This window comes from Chryseobacterium sp. UYP7, from assembly GCF_056279225.1.
On record NZ_JBWBQW010000001.1, the window covers coordinates 308,377 to 329,270 of the forward strand.

Consider the following 20,894-nt stretch of genomic DNA (forward strand, 5'->3'; position numbering starts at 1 on the left):
TTTCTTGAGCGGTTTCTAATCAATTAATCTGAGTTAATTAAGCGTTTCTTGCTGCTTCGGCTGCGATTAAGTTTAAAGCAGAACCTGCGACAAACCAGGCAATTTGCTGCGAATTGTAAGTATGGTTTGTTAAAATGATATCTTTTGTTCCATCGGAATGTACCAATTCTACCGTTAATTGTTTACCTGGCGCGAACTGATCTAAATCTAAGAAATTAACAACATCATCTTCCCGGAATTTATCGTAGTCTGTTTCATCGGCGAAAGTCAAACCAAGCATTCCCTGTTTTTTCAAATTCGTTTCGTGAATTCGAGCGAAAGATTTTACCAAAACGGCCATTACACCAAGATGTCTGGGCTCCATTGCAGCATGTTCTCTGGAAGAACCTTCCCCATAATTTTGATCACCCACAACAATTGTAGGAATTCCGGCAGCTTTGTACGCTCTTGCTACAGCAGGAACTTCGCCATATTCTCCTGTTAGAAGATTTTTTACGGTATTGGTTTCCATATTGTAAGCGTTTATGGCGCCGATCAACATGTTGTTAGAAATATTATCTAAATGACCACGGTATTTCAACCACGGTCCTGCCATAGAAATATGGTCGGTTGTACATTTTCCGAAAGCTTTGATAAGTACTTTCGCCCCGATAATGTTTTTTCCGTCCCAAGGTTGGAAAGGTGTTAAGAGTTGAAGTCGATCCGATGTTGGGTTTACCGCAATTTGAACTGTAGAACCATCATGAGACGGCGCTTGATAACCATTGTCATCTACCGCAAAACCTCTTGGCGGCAATTCAATTCCTACCGGTTCGTTCAATCTAACTTCTTCTCCGTTTTGGTTGGTCAATGTATCGGTAATTGGATTAAAATCTAATCTCCCGGATATTGCCACTGCAGCTACCATTTCCGGTGATGCTACAAAAGCGTGGGTATTTGGATTTCCATCGGCTCTCTTTGCAAAGTTTCTGTTGAAGGAGTGAATAATGGAGTTTTTCTCGCCTTTGTCCGCACCTTCTCTATCCCACTGTCCGATACATGGTCCACAAGCATTAGTAAAAATTCTTGCAGATTCAAATTTTCTAAATGAATCTAAGAAACCATCCCGTTCCGCAGTAAATTTAACCTGCTCAGAGCCTGGATTGATTCCTAAAATTGCTTTTGGTTTTACACCTTTAGCAAAAGCATCATCAACAATAGAGGCTGCTCTGGATAAATCTTCGTAAGAGGAGTTTGTACAGGAACCGATCAAGGCCCACTCTACTTCAATTGGCCATCCGTTTGCAATGGCTTTATCATGAAATTCTCCTACTGGCGTTGCTAAATCCGGCGTAAAAGGTCCGTTTAAATGAGGCGTTAATTCATCCAGATTAATTTCAATCACCTGATCGAAATACATTTCTGGATTTGCATAAACCTCGTCATCTCCAGTCAAATGCTCGGCGATCAGATCTGCAGCATCAACTACATCCTGTCTTCCGGTTGCGGCTAAATATCTTCGCATAGAATCATCATAACCAAACGTTGAAGTTGTGGCTCCAATTTCAGCTCCCATGTTACAAATAGTTCCTTTTCCTGTGGCAGAAAGAGATTTTGCACCATCACCAAAATATTCTACGATACACCCAGTTCCTCCCTTTACAGTTAAAATTCCTGCAACTTTCAGAATAATATCTTTCGCGGCAGTCCAGCCGTTTAATCTTCCTGTTAATTTTATACCGATCAATTTCGGCATTTTAAGTTCCCATGCCATTCCCGCCATAACATCTACAGCATCTGCACCACCAACACCAATTGCAACCATTCCTAAACCACCTGCATTTACAGTGTGGGAATCGGTCCCAATCATCATTCCACCCGGAAATGCGTAATTTTCTAAAACAACCTGGTGAATAATACCAGCACCCGGTTTCCAAAAACCAATACCGTATTTATCACAAACAGAACTCAAGAAATTAAATACTTCAGAATTTTTATTAATTCCCTCCTGCAAATCTGCTTCTGCACCAACTCTGGCCTGAATCAAGTGATCGGCGTGAGCGGTGGAAGGAACAGCAACTTTGGATTTTCCGGCTTGCATAAACTGCAAAAGAGCCATTTGCGCCGTTGCATCCTGCATCGCAACTCTGTCTGGAGCGAAATCTACGTAAGAATTTCCTCTTTCGTAAGATTGAGATGCATTGCCCTCCCAAAGATGGGTATATAGAATTTTTTCTGAGAGCGTAAGAGGTTTGCCTACCGCTTCACGTGCTTTCGCAACTTTCTCAGGGTAAAGCTCGTACACTTTTTTAATCATGTCAAGATCAAACGTCATATCTGTTTATTTTTAATGAAAATTTAAGGAACTCAAAATTACAAAATTTTTAAGTGAAAAATTGACTAAAATCATTTAGAATTGAAATAAATATAATGCTCATCATCTATTTTTTACTATTTTTATAAAAAAATAATTAATGGAGACGATCGGTCAAAATGCGAACATGAATCAAAATCAAAACGGAATTCCACCAAAAACATGGTTGGTAGAATCTATTCTGGTGACCATTTTCTGTTGTCAGATTTTAGGAATCATCAGTATTATTTATTCCGCAGGCGTAGAATCCAAATTTTACCGTGGTGACATTGCAGGTGCAGAAAATTCGTCCCGAACAGCAAAAACCTTAGTACTTGTAAGTATAGCACTTGGTGTCTTAGGAGTTGTTGCAATAGTAATTATGGCAACACTAGGTGTTTTCGCCGGATTTTATAACAACTAGTGCACAACAGAAATAAAACCTACTTATTATTTTTGATCGTCGTCATAGCAGTCGGCGGACTTCTTTTTTATTACTTTTTTAACCCAGAATCTAACAGTTTTCTGTTAAAATGCCCTTTTAAATTTGTTACAGGTTTAGATTGTCCCGGTTGTGGAAGTCAGCGCGCTTTACACACTGCCCTTCACGGTGAATTCCGACAGGCATTCTCTTATAACCCTCTCTTTATTATTGCGATACCGTATGTTTTTGTAGGAATATTATTTGAATGGTTTGGTTTAAAATATTCTTTCCCAAAAATTCGAAAGTTCTTGTTCGGAGGAACTGCGATCTATGTGATTGCAGTTGCGATCATTCTCTTCTTTATTTTCAGAAATATTTAAATTCTTACTTTTGGCAGAAATTTTGTAAAAAGAACTTCATGACCAATGCTTTCGTTTTATTATTTGTAAGTCTTTCCCTTACTTTATCCGCTCAGAAAAAGACCGCTCCTAAAAAAGCGCTCTCTTTAACCCCGATTTCTTTAAAGGAAAATCCCGATCTTATCAAAATCAATGATTCAGTTTCTGCGCTGATTCCTCAAAAAGTCGATGGTAAATTTGGTTTCATCAATCAGAAAGGCAAAGTTATTATCAAACCTGAATACAGCAATGTTGGATTTTTTACTGAAGACTGCAATCTTTTGAATTCAACCAATCCTAAAGTACAAAAATACGGTTCCAACAAATACGCTTCTGTCCGCTATAATGATTTGGACTTTAGAATTAACGAAGCAGGAAAACGCGTTTATCTGTTCAAAGAAGGTGATGTAGGAAAATGTCCTTCCGAATTTAAGGCCCAACTTTTCCATGGATATGTTTTGAATAAAGCGTACGGAATTATTGAAGATTCAAAATTCGAAAATCCAGGCGATTACCGACAGTTCACAATTTATCCGCAGTATGAATATCTTCATATTATGGAAGGAGATGATCTAAAAAACCCAATGATCATCGCAGTTCGCGATAATCGGTTTGGCGTCATCGACGTTAATAATACTGTAATTATTCCTTTTGAATACAGCGATATCAAACGAAATTTCAGCTGGAAATTAGCAAGACTTTTTGAAGTTACCGACGATGGTAAAAACTATTTCTACATCGATTCTGACAACAAGCGATATTAGCAAAATATTTTGTAATATTGCCCTCAGAAATTTAAGGGGTGCTGTGAAAAGCTGAGATTATACCCAATGAACCTGGAACAGATAATGCTGTTTAGGGAAATTAAAATAAGGAATAAATAATGAGTAATCAGCAATGGTTATTTATTATTGCCAATTGCTTATTACTAATCAAACTCACCCCTTTTATTCAATTAATCTTAAAAATTAAAAGAATGAAAGGATTTATTGTTTTTGGACTTCTCGCAGGTCCATTTTATTTTGCACAGTCGGTGCAGGATACTTTAAAAATTCAGGAAATTGAAAGTGTCAATTTCACGAAACGCTTACCGCTTTCCAAAGAAATCATCAACGTTGAAAAGGATCTGGGTCAGAAAAATCTCGGTCAGGATCTGCCAATCTTGTTAAAGAATCAGATCTCTGTAATTTCCACTTCCGATGCTGGTAACGGCGTTGGTTACACAGGATTCAGAATACGAGGCGTTGGTGGAAATGGAATTAATGTGATGATGAATGGCGTGCCGTACAACGATTCCGAAAGTCAGGGCACTTTCTTTGTCGATGTTCCCGATCTGGCAAGTTCCGCCTCCCAGATTATAATTCAGCGCGGTGTTGGGACATCCTCAAATGGAGTTTCCGCTTTCGGAGCAAGTGTAAACGTGATCTCGAAAGATCCCGAGAAAAAATTCTATGTTAGATCCGATAATTCTTACGGCTCCTTCAACACTTATAAATATTCCGCAGAAATTGGCAGCGGAAAATTCTGGAAAGACCGGCTTTCAGTAATGGGCCGTTACACAAAGATCCATTCTGATGGTTATATCGACCGTGCTTTTTCTGATCTTGATTCTTATAATTTCTCAGCTCTTTTTGAAGAAAACAAAACCAAAATTCGCTTAATGGCTTTCGGTGGCAAAGAAACAACATACCAAGCCTGGAATGCGATTGATAGAAATACCTGGGAAACCAATCCGAAATATAATTTTTCGGGTGCGATCTATGATGCAGATTTCGAAAACATTGTCGGGTTTTACGATAAAGAAACCGATAATTACCGGCAAAATCATTATCAGTTGCTTTGGGAACAAAATTTCAGTGATCACTGGAATTTAGAAACAACTTTTCACTACACGAAAGGGAAAGGTTATTACGAAAATTACAAACAGGATGCGAAATTTTCAAAATACAATTTACCCGATCTATTCATTGCGAATCAAACTATTAAACGGACAGATTTCATTAGAAAAAAATGGCTGGACAATGATTTTTATGGTGGAGTTTCCACATTGTATGGAAAATTTACAGATCTGGATCTGAATTTTGGAATCGTGGCAAATCAATATGATGGAAAGCATTACGGAAATGTTTCAGGCGTATTTTATCCGAATATTTTTGAGCACGAATATTATAGAAATAATTCGGTAAAAAACGAATTGGCCACATTCGCAAAAGCAATAATCAGTGTTAATAAGTTTGAATTTTACGGTGATTTACAGCTAAGAAACATTAATTACGACACTAAGATCAGTCAGCAAGGCGATGGTGAAGGTGCCGACCTGAATAAGAACTGGCTTTTTTTCAATCCTAAATTCGGACTTAATTATAAGATCAATTCCGGAAAATTATTTATTTCTTACGCACATGCACATCGCGAACCAAATCGCGACGACCTCTTCGCAAATCCCGATACACAACCGGAAAAACTGCACGATTTTGAAGCAGGGCTGGAAAAAACCATTGGTGCGCTTTCTTTCACCACCAATTTATATTACATGAATTACGTGAATCAACTCGTTTTAAATGGACAGATCAATGACATTGGCGAATTTATCAGGGTAAATTCCGGCAAAAGTTACCGAATGGGAGTCGAAGTTGGCGCTTTAGCGAAATTATCTGACCAATGGAATCTATCCGGTAATTTGACTTTAAGCAAGAATGAAAATACGGACTTTAAAAATGAAACTCCAGCCGGAATAAAAAATTTAGGAAAAACACCTATTTCCTTTTCACCCAATGTTATTGCTAATGCTTTGATTAATTATTCCCCTACCAAAGATTTCAGTTTAGGAGTTCAAAACCAATACGTTGGAAGTCAATATTTAGATAACACCAATACCGAGAATCTAAAATTAGCAGATTATTTCCTCACCGATTTTAATGCGAGATATACTTTAAATCTAAAAAAGATAGAAGTAGATTTTAAATTTTTAGTCAATAATTTTTTCAATAAAAAATATGTGAATAACGGTTTCGTTTACGCGGACGATCCATTTTATTTTTCGCAGGCTGGAACAAACTTTATGTTTGGGGTAAGTTTTAAATTTCAGTAATTGAAGCTCAGTGTTTATAATAATTGGTATTTAAGACTGCTTTTTGAGCAGTCTTTTTTATTTTGATTAAATGCACAAAAAACATAAATTTGCCACAATATGAATTTTCCTTTCCTTCTTCTCGAATTTCTGAATAAACAGGGCAGCGTTTTAGTTCCAGGTTTTGGAACTTTCTACCTGAAAACAACGAACGCTACAGTTGATAAAACAGGGAAAAGTATTTTGCCCCCAGGAAAAGAAGTCGCTTTTCGCAATGATGCGGAAGGAAAAGGAACAGATCTTATCAAATTTATTTCGGCGCAAAAAAGCATCACGGAACTGGAAGCCGAAATTAAAATTAAAAAACAGGTTACTTTCTGGAATTCCACGCTGGAAAAAGACGGTAAAGTTTCTGTTGAAAATCTTGGAACTTTTTTTCTTGATGACAGCAAAATACATTTCACCGGCATCAGAACCGAAAACCTTTCGCCGGATTTCTACGGTCTGGAAGAAATTACGATCTCTGAAATTAAAAATACCAAAAGAAATTCCGAGAATGATGAGAAAACCTACACTTTCAATAAGTCGGTTTACTGGCTGATTCCTTTAGTTATTGGCATTCTGACTCTAACCTATTTTGGAATAACACAACCAGAGAAAATTTTCGGTAAAAAAAGCTTCGGTGATGATCTTGATAAAAAATCCGTGCTAAAAATAAAACAGGACTCTATAAAGAAGGATTCTGCTCTTATACCCAATTCAATTATTGATTCTCTACGAACAGATTCAATAAAATCTTTAGTCACTCCCACAAAAACTCCTGTTAAAAAATGGAGCTCCAAAAAATATTCAAACTCTAAATGGAAAAAAGCAAAAAAGCAGCAGAATCGTTAACAGTAATGACGAATATTGTTCTGCCGAACGAGACCAATTCTTTAAGAAATCTTTTTGGTGGAGAACTTTTGGCAAAAATGGACCGTTGCGCCTCAATTTCTGCAGCAAGACACTGCGAAAGACGTGTTGTAACTGCTTCTGTAAATCATGTTTCTTTTGATCATCCAATTCCGGAAGGTGGAATTGTGGTTCTTGAAAGTAAAGTTTCACGCGCCTTTTCAACTTCTATGGAGGTTTATGTAGATGTTTGGTTAGATGATCCGATAAATCAGAAAAAAATTCATACCAATTCGGGAATTTACACTTTCGTAGCTGTTGATGAGTTCAACCGTCCAATTCCAATTCCGAAAATGGTACCGGAAACTGAAGAAGAAAAAACACGATTCGACGCGGCTTTGCGTAGAAAAGAACTTTCCTTGATCCTTTCGGGAAGAATGAAAGCTGCAGATTCTATTGAACTGAAAAAATTATTCGGCAGCTAATTTTCTCAAATTTAAATAAAATGAAAATCCTTCTCCTCGATAAAAATCATCCTTTAATTACAGAACAACTTTCTGCGAAAGGTTTTTCGCTGGAAGAAGATTTTATTTCAACTTATAATGAAGTTTTAGAGAAGATTTCAGATTATGACGGTATTATAATAAGGAGCCGAATTCCGATCAATCAAAATTTTATCGAGCACGGAAGCAATCTAAAATTTATCGCAAGAGTTGGCGCCGGCATGGAAAATATAGATGTTGAATTTGCGGAACGATCCGGAATTAAACTCATCAGTTCTCCCGAAGGCAACCGCGATTCTGTTGCCGAACATGTTCTGGGAATGCTTCTAATCCTAATGAATCGTCTTTTTATCGCTTCCAATGAAGTTAAAAACGGAATCTGGAAACGTGAAGAAAATCGCGGCGACGAACTTCTCGGGAAAACGTTTGGAATTATTGGCTATGGAAACATGGGAAAAGCCGTCGCAAAAAGACTTTCTGGTTTTGGAGTGAACGTTATTTTCTATGACATTCTGCCCGACCTTTCCGATGAATTTGGAACACAGGTTTCCTTGAAAACGCTTCAAAACGAGGCAGATATTCTCAGCATTCATCTCCCGATCACCAAAGAGACTCATAATCTAATCGATGCAGCATTTATTTCAAAAATGAAAAATAATTTCTACTTCATTAATACTGCGAGAGGAAAAAATGTAAAAACTGCCGATTTAGTAACCGCTTTAAAAACGAGTCAAATTAAAGGTGCCTGTCTGGATGTTTTAGAATATGAAAAAGCCTCTTTCGAAAATCTGGAAGCTGAAAACGAAGATCTCCAATATCTTTTAAATTCAGAAAAAGCTATTCTCACGCCCCATATTGCTGGCTGGACTACGCAAAGCAAAGAAAAATTGGCTCAGGTAATTGTTGATAAAATCCTAACTGATTTTTCGCAGTCTTAACAAATGTTTATGATTTCGTGCTTATAGAATTTTGGAAGAATCCCTTATATTGCGGAGATTTTTCAGCCCAAAATCCTTTAAATGAAATTTTTAAACAGCGCTCTTTTTCTCCTTATTTTTAGTTTCACCCTATTTTCCTGTAAAAAAGAAAATAAAACCAAAGAAGAACTTCAAACCACTTTACCCAATTACAGCAACATTGATCTTGATGATATTTTCAAAAGAAAAGACAATCAACTGGATAATGAAGACTCGATTGTTTCTGTGATCGATAATTATTATAAAAACGTTTGGGAAAAAGGTGATTTATGGGGCGGTTTTTTAGTAGCAAAAGGCGATAAAATCCTTTACGAAAGTTATCGGGGTTTTGCGCAGGACAATGAACAAGTGCCAATAAATGACACGGTTGCACTACACGTAGCTTCGATTTCGAAAACGTTAACGGCTATGGCAACGATGAAATTGATCGAAGGCGGAAAACTGAAAATGGATGATCCGCTAACCAAATACTTTCCACATTTTCCTTATCCCAAAGTCACCGTTTTTACGTTGCTTTCCCAGAGAAGTGGTTTGCCGAAATACGAATATGTCATCGAGAAAATTAAACCGGCACCCGCGGAATACAGCAAGAAATACCTGACCAATCAGGATATTATGAATTTGCTTATTCGTTACAAACCGGAACTTGCGCGGGAAACCGATACCGGCTTTATGTACTGCAACACGAACTATGCGCTCCTGGCTTTGTTGATCGAAAAAGTTACAAAAACTCCTTTTCCGGAAGCGATGCAGCAGATTGTTTTTCGTCCCTTGAAGATGAAGAATACCTATATTTTTCAGGAAAAAGATATGGCAACTGCAGCAAAATCTTTTTATCAGCGTGGACCAAAGGTTTATCCGTACGACCGTTTGGATCTAATTTATGGAGATAAAAATGTCTACACGACGCCACGGGATCTGCTCAATTTTTCCAAAGCGCTTTTTGCAAAGAATTTTCTCAGAAGTGATCTGCAGGAAAAGATCTTTGAACCTTATAGTAATGAAAGGCCTGGAATTAATAATTACGGCATCGGCTTCCGCATGAAAATTTTCGATAACGGCGAAAAACTTACTTATCACAACGGTTGGTGGCACGGAACGAATTCTGTTTTTGCGCATTTATTAAAGTCCAATGTTACGATCATCGCCATCGGTAACAAATATTCGGGTCGTGTTTATTCTGCACTGGCACTCTCTGGCCTGTTTGAAAATTTCCCTTATGAAACTGAAAAATTTCAAAAAGAAATGAATAAAAACGACAGTTTAAAAAACGCTGGCGGAAAAGACACCTCAAAAGAAAACAATGATTCCTACAGCGAATAATTTGCTTAATTTTGCTTAAAACTTATCAATGAAGAAAATTTTTTTTCTTTTCATCATCACGGCGCTGTTATTTTCCTGCGCTCGTGTTGGATCGCCTGTTGGAGGAACAAAAGATACCATTCCGCCAAAAGTCATCAGCAGCAACATCGATACAACAAGAGTTAATGTTCCCCGAGATATTAAAGAACTGCGGATTGATTTTGATGAGTATATTAGTTTGAAAGACATTAACAAACAACTGATCATTTCGCCGCCACTAAAAAAAATCACCAAGATCCTTCCTTCCGGGATGGCGAATAAATATTTGCTTATCAAATGGGAGGACACTTTGCAGGCAAATACGACTTATAATTTCAATTTCGGTAATGCAATCGTAGATAATAATGAAGGTAATGCGCTCCAATATTACAATTTCGCTTTCTCCACTGGCGAAAAGATCGATCAACTTTTTATTAGCGGAGAGTTAAAAAGTTTAGTTGGGGACAAAGATCTGAAAACTGCAGAATCCAATATGGTGGTCGGACTTTTTCAAGATAAAGATTCGATGGATTACCGCCAGAAACCTTATTATATTACGAAGGCAGATCCCGATGGTTATTTTGAGTTGAATTACCTTTCGCCGGGTGATTATCGGATCTTAGCTTTTGAAGATACCAATGCCAATTCTGTTTTCGATGCCGGAAAAGAAAAAGTAGGTTTCCAAAAAGATAAAATTACTTTAGATAAAAGTATTTCCGGCTTAAATATTAATCTTTTTCCGTCTAAAAAAGCCTTGAAATATATCGAAATGAAAGAAGTTCCGGGTGGAATTTTAATGACGTATGAAGGGAATCCGGCCGAGGTAAAAGTACTTTCAATCAACGAAAAATTGAAGGATTATAAAGTTACTCACGCACCAAAATCGGACTCTATCAATATTTGGTTCGATGCCAAGCAACAAAATTTAGGAATTGATACGAGCGAGAATCTCAAATTCAGTTATGATGACGGTGTAAAACAAGACACGGTTTCCGTTTTTTACCGGTACAACGCGAAAAATGAAATGACCGTTTCCAATGCTAAAGGAAATTTGCTGGCTCCGAATGACGATTTTGTGATCACTTCTAATTATTTTATCGATAAGATTCAACCCGAAAAATGGTCTTTAACTTCCGACAGCATTCAGCAGGAATTTACCGCAAAGATCTCCGAGAAAAATCCTTATCAAATTTATATTACATCAAATTTTAAAGAAGGTAAAAAATATTCCTTAACTGTTCCAAAAGAAAGCGTTTTGTCTTTTTACGACTCCACTTTGAAATCGTATCGCTTTGATTTTGAAAGTGATAAAACCGAAAATTACGGGAAATTAATTTTAACGCTGGAAAATGCGCCGGCTGAAAAATTCTGGCTTCAACTTTTAAATGAAGGTGGAAATGTGGCTTATTCCAGATACGGAAAGGAAAATACGATCACTTTTAATTCGTTAAAACCCGGAAAATATCGACCGAGAATTTTGGTAGATAACAATGAGAATGGAATTTGGGATGCTTCCGATTTCGCGACCCAAACCTTTGCGGAAGACGTTTATTTGTACGACAAAATAATAGAAATTCGTCCCTTGTGGGAGATCAGGGAAACCTGGAATCTTGCAACTGAGCTGCAAATCACTCCTTCAACTGAGGCAAAAACTTCAGAAGAATTACCCGCAGTTTCATCTCCGACAGAACTAACAAAAAAACCCTGATGAAAACTTTTTCAACCATCCTCTATTGGTTTTTGATCGTAATTGCGGTAATTCAGTTTATTCCCGTGAACAGAATTAACAAACCTATAAACCGAAAAGTGAATTTTATAAATGTTTATGGAACGCCCGGAAATGTTAAGGAAATTTTAAAAAAAGGTTGCTACGACTGTCACACCAACGAAACTGTTTATCCAGATTATGCTTATGTAGCGCCAGTTGCATGGATTATTAAAAATCACATTAACGAAGGTCGCGAACATCTTAACCTTTCAGAGTGGGGAAACTTAAATAAAGATCTGAAGAAAAGCATGCTAACAAATTCTGCAAAAGCGGTGAAAGATTATTCGATGCCTTTGCCTGCTTACATTGGCAAACATCCGAAAGCCAACCTCACGAAAGCGGAACGGGTTTTACTCTCGAATTATTTTGAAGAGATCCTGCAATCTGGCAATTACTAAATTCGAAGCAGAAAATATCGCTAAAATTTAAATTACAAAGTCAAAAGATTTTGCAATTTTTTGTTTCTTTTATTGGAGTTCTTTTCATAAAACCTTAGTTTAGTGTGATGAAAAAAGCAATTATAATTGGCGGAACTTCGGGGATTGGTTATGAACTCGCCAATTTCTTCTTTCAAATGACTACAAAGTTTGTATCACGGGCATTGAAAATGATTTTATCAAAGACTTAAAAAATTCTGAACAAAAAAATTTAGAAGTTCAATATTTGGATTGTTTAGAAAATCAGCCTTCCACAAAAATAATGGAACTTATCGAATTATTAGGTGGATTAGATCTTTTGGTTTTAAGCGCTGGTATTGGAAACCTAAACAGAAATCGCGGATTTACCGCAGAAAATAATGCCAACAAATTAAATGTTTTGGCTTTTACAGAAATCGCGGATCACACCTACCGATTCTTCGAAAATCAGGGACACGGACATTTTATAGCGATCACTTCGGTCTCCGGACTTTTCGGAAGTCGCGTTGCACCTGCATATCACGCCGCAAAGTCTTATCAAATGACTTATTTAGAAGGATTAAGACAAAAAGCCCAGCGAGCCAGACGATTGCAAAAATCCGTTTATGTAACAGATGTAAGACCGGGTTTTGTCGCAACAAAAATGACCCAGGGCAAGAAAATGTTTTGGGCATCGTCTCCCGAAAAAGCCGGACGACAGATCTATAAGATCATCAAAAACAAAAAGGAATATGCGTATGTAACAAAGCGGTGGTCAATGATTGCCATTGTTTTAAAGGCTTTACCTGTTTGGGTTCGGGTACGATTATAATAATTTTCTACATATAAACAGAAAAGCCCCAAATCCGGGGCTTTTCATATATCCATTACTTGAGAGTTTCTATTTAAATCCTCTTTTAAAATTAGCGTTGTAGATTATTTTCGCACCACTTTCGGCCTGTTAAAGATCGAAAGAATTACTCCAGCAAAAAGCCCGATCGTTTTGATCATGGCGAATTGGGAATCTTTCGGCAGAAACGCACCAATTATGCATAAAGCTGCTGCAGCATACATTGGGTACAATAAATTTTTATTGGCTAAAGTCGGAGCCTGAAAAAAGAAACTTACTCCTATCAAAAAATAAAATAATTTGTTGTAAAGTAGATCGTTGATCTCCGGACTGAATAAATTAAAAAATCCTACGACCAGACAAAGTAATGCGGCGATAGATAAAATTCCCTGAATTGTTTGTGTATTTGTTCTCATTATTTTTTTCTTTGATTAAAAAGCCATTTTGGTATTTCGTCTACGAGTTCTGCAGACAGTATATTATTGTGATATTTATCTTTGTATTCCCATAAAAAGGCAGTGCCTTTGTCCTTCATTTCATCATAAAACCTAAAGTTACTTTGCGGAAAATTATCGGTATCTAAACTTCCGTGCACCATCCAAATCGGCAACTCCGTAAGTTTTTCTGTCGCATCAAATTGTGAAATTCCAGAAATATTAATTGCTGCGGCAAACAAATCCGGATGTTTAGAGATTGCATTTGAAGTTGTAGCACCACCCATCGAAAATCCCATTACATAAATTCTGGACCGATCAATATTTTCTGAGTTTGCCAGTGAATCTACGGATTTTAAAAGCAGATCCAGGTAGTCGTTCGATTCCGAAACCTGAACTCCTCTTTTTTCATCCAGATGATAATTAGAAGAGCGAACCGGGAATTGAGGAGAAAGAACGAAAGCAGGATATTTTTTTCTATTTTCCGGAAGAAGCCACATTTTAGAAAGAACACCCATTTGGGAGCGGTTATCAGTTCCAATTGCACCTGAACCATGAAAAACAACGAAAGGATATTTTTTATCACAGTCTATTTTCTGGGGACTTAAGAAACGATAATTTACAGCAGTTTTTTCCGTGCTGAATTTCCCTTGCTTAAAGGCAGAATAATCTAAACTTTTTATAAGCTTAATTCTTTCCAGACTTTTTACCGAATCTTGTGGATCGTGAATTTCTGTCTTTGTTCCAAATTGTGTTTGATGAGAAACACACGACTGGAAAAGACCGAAAACAGTTAATAAAAGTAGAAACTTAATAACTTTCTTTGTCATTTGGGAAATCAGCAGATTTAACGTCTTTCACATATTGAGAAACTGCGCCGGTAATTTCTGTATACAGATCAAGATATCTTCTTAAAAATTTTGGCGTGAAGTCTTTGTTCATTCCCACCATATCGTGATAAACAAGAACTTGACCGTCGCAATCCGGGCCGGCTCCAATTCCAATAGTTGGAATAGAAATACTTTCGGAAACCATTTTGGCTAATTTTGCAGGAATTTTCTCTAAAACCAAAGCGAAACATCCTAATTCTTCTAACAATTTGGCGTCTTTTAATAATTTTTCAGCTTCATCGTCTTCCTTCGCACGAACTCTGTATGTTCCAAACTGGAAGATCGACTGTGGCGTTAAACCTAAATGTCCCATCACAGGAATTCCGGCGTTCACAATTTTTCTGATTGATTCTTCAACTTCACTTCCACCTTCCAGTTTGATGGCGTGCGCTTGCGATTCCTTCATAATTCTCACCGAAGATTCCAGCGCTTTTTCCGGGTTCGACTGGTAACTTCCGAAAGGCAAATCTACCACAACTAAAGCACGGTCAACACCACGAACAACGCATTGTGCGTGATAAATCATTTGATCAAGCGTGATCGGTAAAGTGGTTTCGAAACCCGCCATCACATTAGAGGCCGAATCTCCGACCAAAATCGCATCAACTCCGCCTGCATCAACCATCTTTGCGGTGGTGAAATCGTAGGCAGTAAGCATGGTGATCTTTTCTTTGTCGAATTTCATTTTCCGCAAAGTCTCGGTCGTGATCTTTTTAATTTCAGAATGTACTGACATTTTTTATAAGTAATTGGTAATGAGTAATAATTGATGAGTATTTGTGTTTTTGAGTATTTGAATTTCAAATTATTAATTCAAAATATGACCCAGTTTCCTCAGTTTTTCGTGGTGAACAATTTTAATGTTGCGTCCTTCAACTTCGATTAAACCATCTTGTTTAAATTCTGAAATTAAGCGGATCGCACTTTCAGTAGCAGTTCCAATAATGTTGGCGATTTCTTCCCGCGTTAAAGAAATTTTGATAAATCCTTCCGGATCAGTTCCTAATTTCTGTTCCAAAAGAAGTAAAATTTCTGCCAGTCTTTCGCGAACGGTTTTCTGAGCTAAAAAAGTAACGGTATTTGAAGACTCGCCTAATTCGAAAGCAATTTTCTGCAGCATTACGAAGGATAGTTTCGGATCCACTTCTAAAAGATGAAGAAAAAGTTCTGCGGGTAAAAAAGTAGTTTCCACTTCCGTCATTGCTTCTCCTTTTGCCTGTAGATTTTCTCCACAAAGTAAAGAGCGGTAACCGATCAGATCGCCTTCTTTAATAAAGCGCAGGATCTGCTCTTTTCCGTAAACTCCCTGCTTCGAAAGTTTCGCCGTGCCTTTGTTAATAAAAAAAACACCTTTTGGCGTATCTCCATCCTCGAAAATAGTTTCGCCTTTATGAAATTTAAGGATTTGTTTTGCAGCAAGATATTTTTGAAAATCTTCGTCTGATAGGGTAATCTTGAAGGAATCTTCGTTAAAAACTTTCTGCAGACTTTCTTCGATCAGGTTTTGTTTTTCTAAGGACATTATTTATGACATTTATCAGCAAAAATAGCGTATTTAAAACCTTAACACAAATTTATTTGTCATAATTTTGCTGGTTGAATTCTAGGAAAAGTGGCAGAAAATTGTTTTCATTGCGGTCAGGATATAGACAAAGAGCGAATTTCGTTCGATGAGAAAATATTTTGCTGTAACGGCTGCAAATCGGTGTTCGAAATACTGAATATTAACAATTTAGGAAACTTTTACGAACTCAATAAACGGTCTGGAATTAAACCGAACGATGATAATATTTCTCAATTCGATTACCTGGATACTCCCGAAATTTTCAATAACGTTACCGATTTCTCAGAAGGCAATACAAGTCTTGTTACTTTAAAAATTCCCGTGATCCATTGTTCATCCTGTATCTGGCTTCTGGAAAGTCTTCATACTTTGAATGATAACATTAATTATTCGCAGGTCAACTTTACCCGGAAGAACGTTCAGATCTCTTTCAATCATAATGAATTGAAATTGAGCGATCTGGCGAAATTCTTAACCAATCTCGGTTACAAGCCGGTCATCAATCTTGAAACCGCAGATAAAAAAGAAGAGGTTTTCGACAAAACGTTAGTCATCAAACTCGCCATTGCTGGATTTGCTTTCGGGAACGGAATGTTTTTTTCCTATCCGGAATATGCAGGACAGCTCATGGGTACGAGCGATTTTTGGATGGATAAATACAAACCGCTTTTCCGCTTCATCATGTTTTTGCTGGCAACTCCCGTGGTTTTCTATTCGGCTTCTGACTATTTTAAATCAGCGTGGTTTGGCCTGAAAAATAAAATCGTCAACATTGATGTTCCGATTGTTCTGGGAGTATTAATGCTCTACGGCAGAAGTATTTACGAAGTTTTAACCGATTACGGACAAGGATATTTCGACACCTTGTGCGGACTTTTGTTTTTTATGCTTTTAGGGAAATTATTCCAGAAGAGAACTTACAGCGCGCTTTCTTACGACCGTGATTATAAATCTTTTTATCCAATCGCAGTAACGAAAGTTGATTTCAATGGAAAACAGGATAATATTTTACTTTCAGATCTAAAAATTGGAGACCGAATTATGGTTCGGAATCAGGAAATTATTCCTGTAGATGCAATTCTTATTAATGGTGAAGGAAATATAGACAACAGTTTTATTACAGGCGAAAGCGCCTCAATCCCCAAAAAAGCGGGCGATAAAATTTTTGCGGGTGGAAAACAGGTTGGCTCGGCACTGGAACTGGAAGTTATTAAAACAGTGAATCAAAGTTACTTAACCCAGCTTTGGAACAAGGAAGCCTTCAAGAAATACGAAACCGGACTTGATACTTTGACAAATGAGATCTCGAAATATTTCACCTTTATTATTTTAGGAATTACCTTAATTGCAGGGATTTACTGGGCTCAGATCGATTTCGAGAAAATGTTCCAAGTGGTTGCAGCAATTTTAATTATTGCCTGTCCATGCGCTTTGGCGCTTTCTGCTCCTTTTACGTTTGGACATGTAATGCGGATCCTGGGTCGTAATAAATTTTACGTGAAGGACACTTTAACTATCGAAAAAATATCCAAAATCAATACCCTGGCTTTTGATAAAACAGGAACGATCACGCACCACAAGAAATCGAATATCAATTTTGAAGGAACTGAAATTTCAGAATTTGATCTGAAAACCATTAAAAGTCTACTCAAAAATTCAAATCATCCGCTATCGAAATCTCTTTACGATTTTCTTGAAATTGAAGATGAAAATTTTCCGATTGAAAACTTTAAGGAAATCCCGGGGAAAGGTTATGAAGCGGACGTTCGTGGAAAAAGATATAAAATAGGTTCTGCGAAATTGGTAGGACTGGATTCTAAAAACTTAGAAACTGCCGTTCATCTTAGTAATAACGATGTTTATTTGGGGAAATATATTTTTCAAAATGAATATCGGGAAGATTTAAATACTTTATTTAAAACACTTTATGAATATAAAATTCATATTTTGAGCGGCGACAATTCATCGGAGGAATCTAAGTTGAAAAGCATGATTCCGAATATTACGGGCATGGCTTTCAATCAAAGTCCGGAGGATAAATTGAATTATATCAAAAACTTACAGGATCAAAACCAAAAAGTCGCCATGTTCGGGGATGGATTAAATGATGCTGGCGCTTTAAAGCAGAGTAATGTTGGAATTGCCGTTGCAGATGATACGAATTCTTTTACGCCGTCTTCTGATGTGATCATGGCTGGAGAAAAATTAGTGGATTTTGAGAAATACCTGAAATTTTGTAAAGATGCAATGACGATTGTGAAAATGACCTTTGCCATTAGCTTTATGTACAATATTATAGGACTTGGCTTTGCGGTAACAGGACATATGTCGCCACTTTTTGCTGCGATCCTAATGCCTATAAGTTCTATAAGTGTGGTTGCTTTTACCTCGGTTGCAACGTGGTGGCGAAGCACTAAATATTTCAAGTTCAAGTATTAAGACTGTTTACTCTTATTTAGACCTATTTCAAATTAACGTTATTTAACATTTAATGATGAATATCATATTTTTTAAGTAAATTTGGGTCAATTTTATAATAAATTTGCACAGACATGGATATACTGTACTTAATGATTCTCTGCAGCGTTTTACTGGCTGTTGTTTTTCTGATCATTTTTATAGTAAGTGCAAGAAATGGACAGTTTGAAGATGACGAATCGCCTGCTGTCCGCATACTTCTGGACTCGGAAATTATTAAAGAAAAACCTGAGACAGACAAAAAATTAGATATACCTACAGAAGAAAAAAGTGATTAATTAATATGGAAACACAGAAATTTAGTTATGATAACAGTATCGTACGTGCATTCCTTTACGCGACCGTAGTTTTCGGACTTCTCGGTTTCTTAATGGGATTAACAGCTGCCTTACTTTTATTTTATCCGGAACTACCTGAATATTTTTTTGGAACTGACGATGCAACGATTGTTAGTTTAAGAAGCGGAAATCTACAGGGACTTATCAATACTCACGGAGCTTTCGGTTTCGGGCGTATTAGAATGGTTCACACGAGTTTGGTAATTTTTGCATTCGTTTGTAATGGTTTCTTTGCGGGAGCTTATTACTCTTTGCAGCGACTACTAAAAACGAGAATGTGGAGCGATACGCTATCGTGGATTCATTTTTGGGGATGGCAGTTTATGATCGTTGTTACCATTATCACTTTCTTAATGGGGATAAACACCTCTAAAGAATATGCAGAACACGAATGGCCAATTGATATTTTAATCACGGTTGTTTGGGTTATTTTCGGAGCAAACATGATCGGTACCATTTTCATTAGAAGAGTACGACATTTATACGTTGCAATTTGGTTCTACTTAGGAACCTGGGTTGCGATCGCAATGCTTCATATTTTTAACAACTTAGAAGTTCCATTATCATTTACCGGCTGGAAATCTTATTCTGCTTATGCAGGAGTAAAAGATGCTTTAGTACAATGGTGGTACGGTCACAATGCCGTAGCATTTGTATTGACGACACCTGTTTTGGGTTTGATGTATTACTTCTTACCAAAAGCTGCAGACCGACCAGTATTTTCTTATAAATTATCGATCATTCACTTTTGGTCTTTGATCTTCGTATATATCTGGGCAGGACCTCACCACTTGCAGTACACTGCAATTCCGGGTTGGGCTCAAGCATTAGCAACAGGATTTTCCATTATGTTGATCGCACCATCTTGGGGTGGAATGCTTAACGGACTTCTTACTTTAAGAGGAGCGTGGGATAAAGTGCGGGAGAATCCGGTATTAAAATTCTTCGTAGTGGCAATTACCTGTTACGGAATGGCTACTTTTGAAGGACCTTTATTGGCAACAAAAACTTTAAATAAAATTGGTCACTACACCGATTGGGTTATTGGTCACGTTCACATTGGAGCTTTAGGCTGGAATGGTTTTATGACTTTTGGGATGATCTATTATCTTCTTCCAATCATGTGGAGAACCAAATTATGGTCTGTAAAATTAGCGAACTGGCATTTCTGGTTAGGAACTTTAGGAATTATTTTCTACGCCGTTCCTTTATATATCGCTGGATTTACACAGGGATTAATGTGGAAACAGTTTAATCCAGATGGAACATTACTTTACAAAAACTGGTTAGATACCGTAACTGCAATTATTCCTTATTATCAAATGAGGTTTGTGGGTGGATTATTATATATCTCCGGAGCCATCTTAATGTGTGTAAACGTAGTTGCAACGGTAAGAAGCGGATCTTTCCAAAAGAATGTTCCTGCAGAAGCACCTGCATTGGCTGCGATCACAAAGAAAAGAAAAGAAGGCGAAGGTTTTCACCTTTGGTTGGAGAGAACTCCAATGCTTTTAACAGTACTGTCATTTATTGCAGTAGCGATTGGTGGATTTGTAGAAATTGTTCCAACGCTGACTATTAAGGAAAACGTACCTACAATCGCTGCAGTAAAACCTTATTCTCCACTTGAATTAGAAGGACGGGATCTCTACATTAGAGAAGGTTGTAATGCATGTCATAGCCAGATGATCCGACCATTCCGGGATGAGATCGTACGATTTAACGGAAAGAATGGACAATATTCCAAAGCTGGAGAGTTTGTTTATGACCGACCATTCCTTTGGGGTTCTAAAAGAACTGGACCGGATTTACATAGAGAAGGTGGTAAGAATCCAAGTTCATGGCACTACAAGCACATGCTGAATCCAAGAGTAACATCGGCAGGTTCCATTATGCCTAGATACCCATGGTTAATCGCCAGGGACTTAGACAGAAGCCAAATGGTGGATAAAATCAAACTGATGAAAAATACGTTTGATGTTCCTTACACTCAGGCACAGATTGATTCAGCAGACAGTTGGGCAGATAACCAGGCAAGTTTTATTGTGAAACAAATTTATTCTGAAGCAGCTGACGTTAAAGCAGCATACGCAGAAAGGAAAGCGCAACAGGGTGCAGACTTTGTTCCGCTAGAGAAAAAAGAGATTATAGCACTTATTTCTTACTTGCAGAGACTGGGAACTGATATTAAAACAACCGAAATTAAAACTGCAAGTACGAACTAAACTAAAAAAATAACAG

The 20,894-nt window shown here is 37.3% G+C and carries 19 protein-coding genes; 14 read left to right on the forward strand and 5 right to left on the reverse strand.

Annotation, left to right across the window (positions count from 1 at the left end):
- Positions 1–37: 37 nt before the first annotated feature.
- On the reverse strand, positions 38–2,314 hold the full coding sequence (locus ACZ9HT_RS01410) for an aconitate hydratase (RefSeq protein WP_476038645.1): 2,277 nt from the start codon (positions 2,312–2,314) through the stop codon (positions 38–40).
- Between the two features lie 139 nt (positions 2,315–2,453).
- On the opposite strand from ACZ9HT_RS01410, the gene ACZ9HT_RS01415 reads away from it, so the two are divergent.
- The 11 genes from ACZ9HT_RS01415 (at position 2,454) to ACZ9HT_RS01465 (ending at position 12,931) form a co-directional block, all read left to right on the forward strand.
- Positions 2,454–2,756, forward strand: a complete 303-nt coding sequence (locus tag ACZ9HT_RS01415; protein WP_476038646.1) for a CD225/dispanin family protein — start codon at positions 2,454–2,456, stop codon at positions 2,754–2,756.
- The gene (locus ACZ9HT_RS01420; protein ID WP_476038647.1) at positions 2,756–3,136 is read left to right on the forward strand and encodes a DUF2752 domain-containing protein; all 381 of its coding nucleotides are present in this window, start codon (positions 2,756–2,758) and stop codon (positions 3,134–3,136) included. Before ACZ9HT_RS01415 ends, ACZ9HT_RS01420 begins: the two co-directional genes overlap by 1 nt.
- A 38-nt stretch (positions 3,137–3,174) precedes the next feature.
- Positions 3,175–3,918 carry a WG repeat-containing protein gene (locus tag ACZ9HT_RS01425; RefSeq protein WP_476038648.1) on the forward strand — a complete coding sequence of 248 codons (744 nt, stop codon included), beginning with the start codon at positions 3,175–3,177 and terminating at the stop codon, positions 3,916–3,918.
- 212 nt (positions 3,919–4,130) lie between these two features.
- Positions 4,131–6,245 (forward strand): TonB-dependent receptor, encoded by a 2,115-nt coding sequence (locus ACZ9HT_RS01430; protein WP_476038649.1) that lies wholly within the window; start codon positions 4,131–4,133, stop codon positions 6,243–6,245.
- Positions 6,246–6,344: 99 nt separating this feature from the next.
- The gene (locus ACZ9HT_RS01435; protein WP_476038650.1) at positions 6,345–7,118 is read left to right on the forward strand and encodes an HU domain-containing protein; all 774 of its coding nucleotides are present in this window, start codon (positions 6,345–6,347) and stop codon (positions 7,116–7,118) included.
- A complete protein-coding gene (locus ACZ9HT_RS01440; RefSeq protein ID WP_476038651.1) occupies positions 7,085–7,600 on the forward strand; it encodes an acyl-CoA thioesterase in 516 nt (171 codons plus the stop codon). The genes ACZ9HT_RS01435 and ACZ9HT_RS01440 overlap by 34 nt, the downstream gene beginning before the upstream one ends.
- 20 nt (positions 7,601–7,620) lie before the next feature.
- Positions 7,621–8,556: a 2-hydroxyacid dehydrogenase gene (locus ACZ9HT_RS01445; RefSeq protein WP_476038652.1), complete on the forward strand. Its 936-nt coding sequence runs from the start codon at positions 7,621–7,623 to the stop codon at positions 8,554–8,556.
- A gap of 81 nt (positions 8,557–8,637) precedes the next feature.
- A complete protein-coding gene (locus tag ACZ9HT_RS01450) occupies positions 8,638–9,918 on the forward strand; it encodes a serine hydrolase domain-containing protein (protein WP_476038653.1) in 1,281 nt (426 codons plus the stop codon).
- A gap of 28 nt (positions 9,919–9,946) precedes the next feature.
- Positions 9,947–11,644, forward strand: a complete 1,698-nt coding sequence (locus ACZ9HT_RS01455; RefSeq protein WP_476038654.1) for an Ig-like domain-containing domain — start codon at positions 9,947–9,949, stop codon at positions 11,642–11,644.
- Positions 11,644–12,102, forward strand: a complete 459-nt coding sequence (locus ACZ9HT_RS01460; protein WP_476038655.1) for a heme-binding domain-containing protein — start codon at positions 11,644–11,646, stop codon at positions 12,100–12,102. Before ACZ9HT_RS01455 ends, ACZ9HT_RS01460 begins: the two co-directional genes overlap by 1 nt.
- 217 nt (positions 12,103–12,319) lie before the next feature.
- On the forward strand, positions 12,320–12,931 hold the full coding sequence (locus ACZ9HT_RS01465) for an SDR family NAD(P)-dependent oxidoreductase (protein ID WP_476039193.1): 612 nt from the start codon (positions 12,320–12,322) through the stop codon (positions 12,929–12,931).
- 104 nt (positions 12,932–13,035) lie between these two features.
- Here ACZ9HT_RS01465 and ACZ9HT_RS01470 read toward each other — a convergent pair whose 3' ends face one another.
- The 4 genes from ACZ9HT_RS01470 to ACZ9HT_RS01485 form a co-directional block, all read right to left on the reverse strand.
- Positions 13,036–13,365 (reverse strand): hypothetical protein, encoded by a 330-nt coding sequence (locus ACZ9HT_RS01470; RefSeq protein ID WP_476038656.1) that lies wholly within the window; start codon positions 13,363–13,365, stop codon positions 13,036–13,038.
- Positions 13,365–14,213, reverse strand: a complete 849-nt coding sequence (locus ACZ9HT_RS01475) for a carboxylesterase family protein (RefSeq protein ID WP_476038657.1) — start codon at positions 14,211–14,213, stop codon at positions 13,365–13,367. The genes ACZ9HT_RS01470 and ACZ9HT_RS01475 overlap by 1 nt, the downstream gene beginning before the upstream one ends.
- Positions 14,194–15,009 (reverse strand): 3-methyl-2-oxobutanoate hydroxymethyltransferase, encoded by an 816-nt coding sequence (gene panB, locus ACZ9HT_RS01480; RefSeq protein ID WP_476038658.1) that lies wholly within the window; start codon positions 15,007–15,009, stop codon positions 14,194–14,196. Before panB ends, ACZ9HT_RS01475 begins: the two co-directional genes overlap by 20 nt.
- A 72-nt stretch (positions 15,010–15,081) precedes the next feature.
- Positions 15,082–15,795, reverse strand: a complete 714-nt coding sequence (locus ACZ9HT_RS01485) for a Crp/Fnr family transcriptional regulator (RefSeq protein WP_476038659.1) — start codon at positions 15,793–15,795, stop codon at positions 15,082–15,084.
- A 90-nt stretch (positions 15,796–15,885) separates the two neighbouring features.
- Between ACZ9HT_RS01485 and ACZ9HT_RS01490 the strand changes: the two genes are divergently transcribed.
- From ACZ9HT_RS01490 to ccoN, 3 genes are all read left to right on the forward strand, one after another.
- Positions 15,886–18,276, forward strand: a complete 2,391-nt coding sequence (locus tag ACZ9HT_RS01490; RefSeq protein WP_476038660.1) for a heavy metal translocating P-type ATPase — start codon at positions 15,886–15,888, stop codon at positions 18,274–18,276.
- A gap of 113 nt (positions 18,277–18,389) precedes the next feature.
- Complete coding sequence (gene ccoS / locus ACZ9HT_RS01495) at positions 18,390–18,593, forward strand: cbb3-type cytochrome oxidase assembly protein CcoS (protein ID WP_476038661.1); 204 nt, start codon at positions 18,390–18,392, stop codon at positions 18,591–18,593.
- Positions 18,594–18,598: 5 nt separating this feature from the next.
- Entirely contained in the window at positions 18,599–20,878 is a 2,280-nt protein-coding gene (ccoN, locus tag ACZ9HT_RS01500) for a cytochrome-c oxidase, cbb3-type subunit I (protein WP_476038662.1), read from the forward strand.
- Positions 20,879–20,894: the final 16 nt, after the last annotated feature.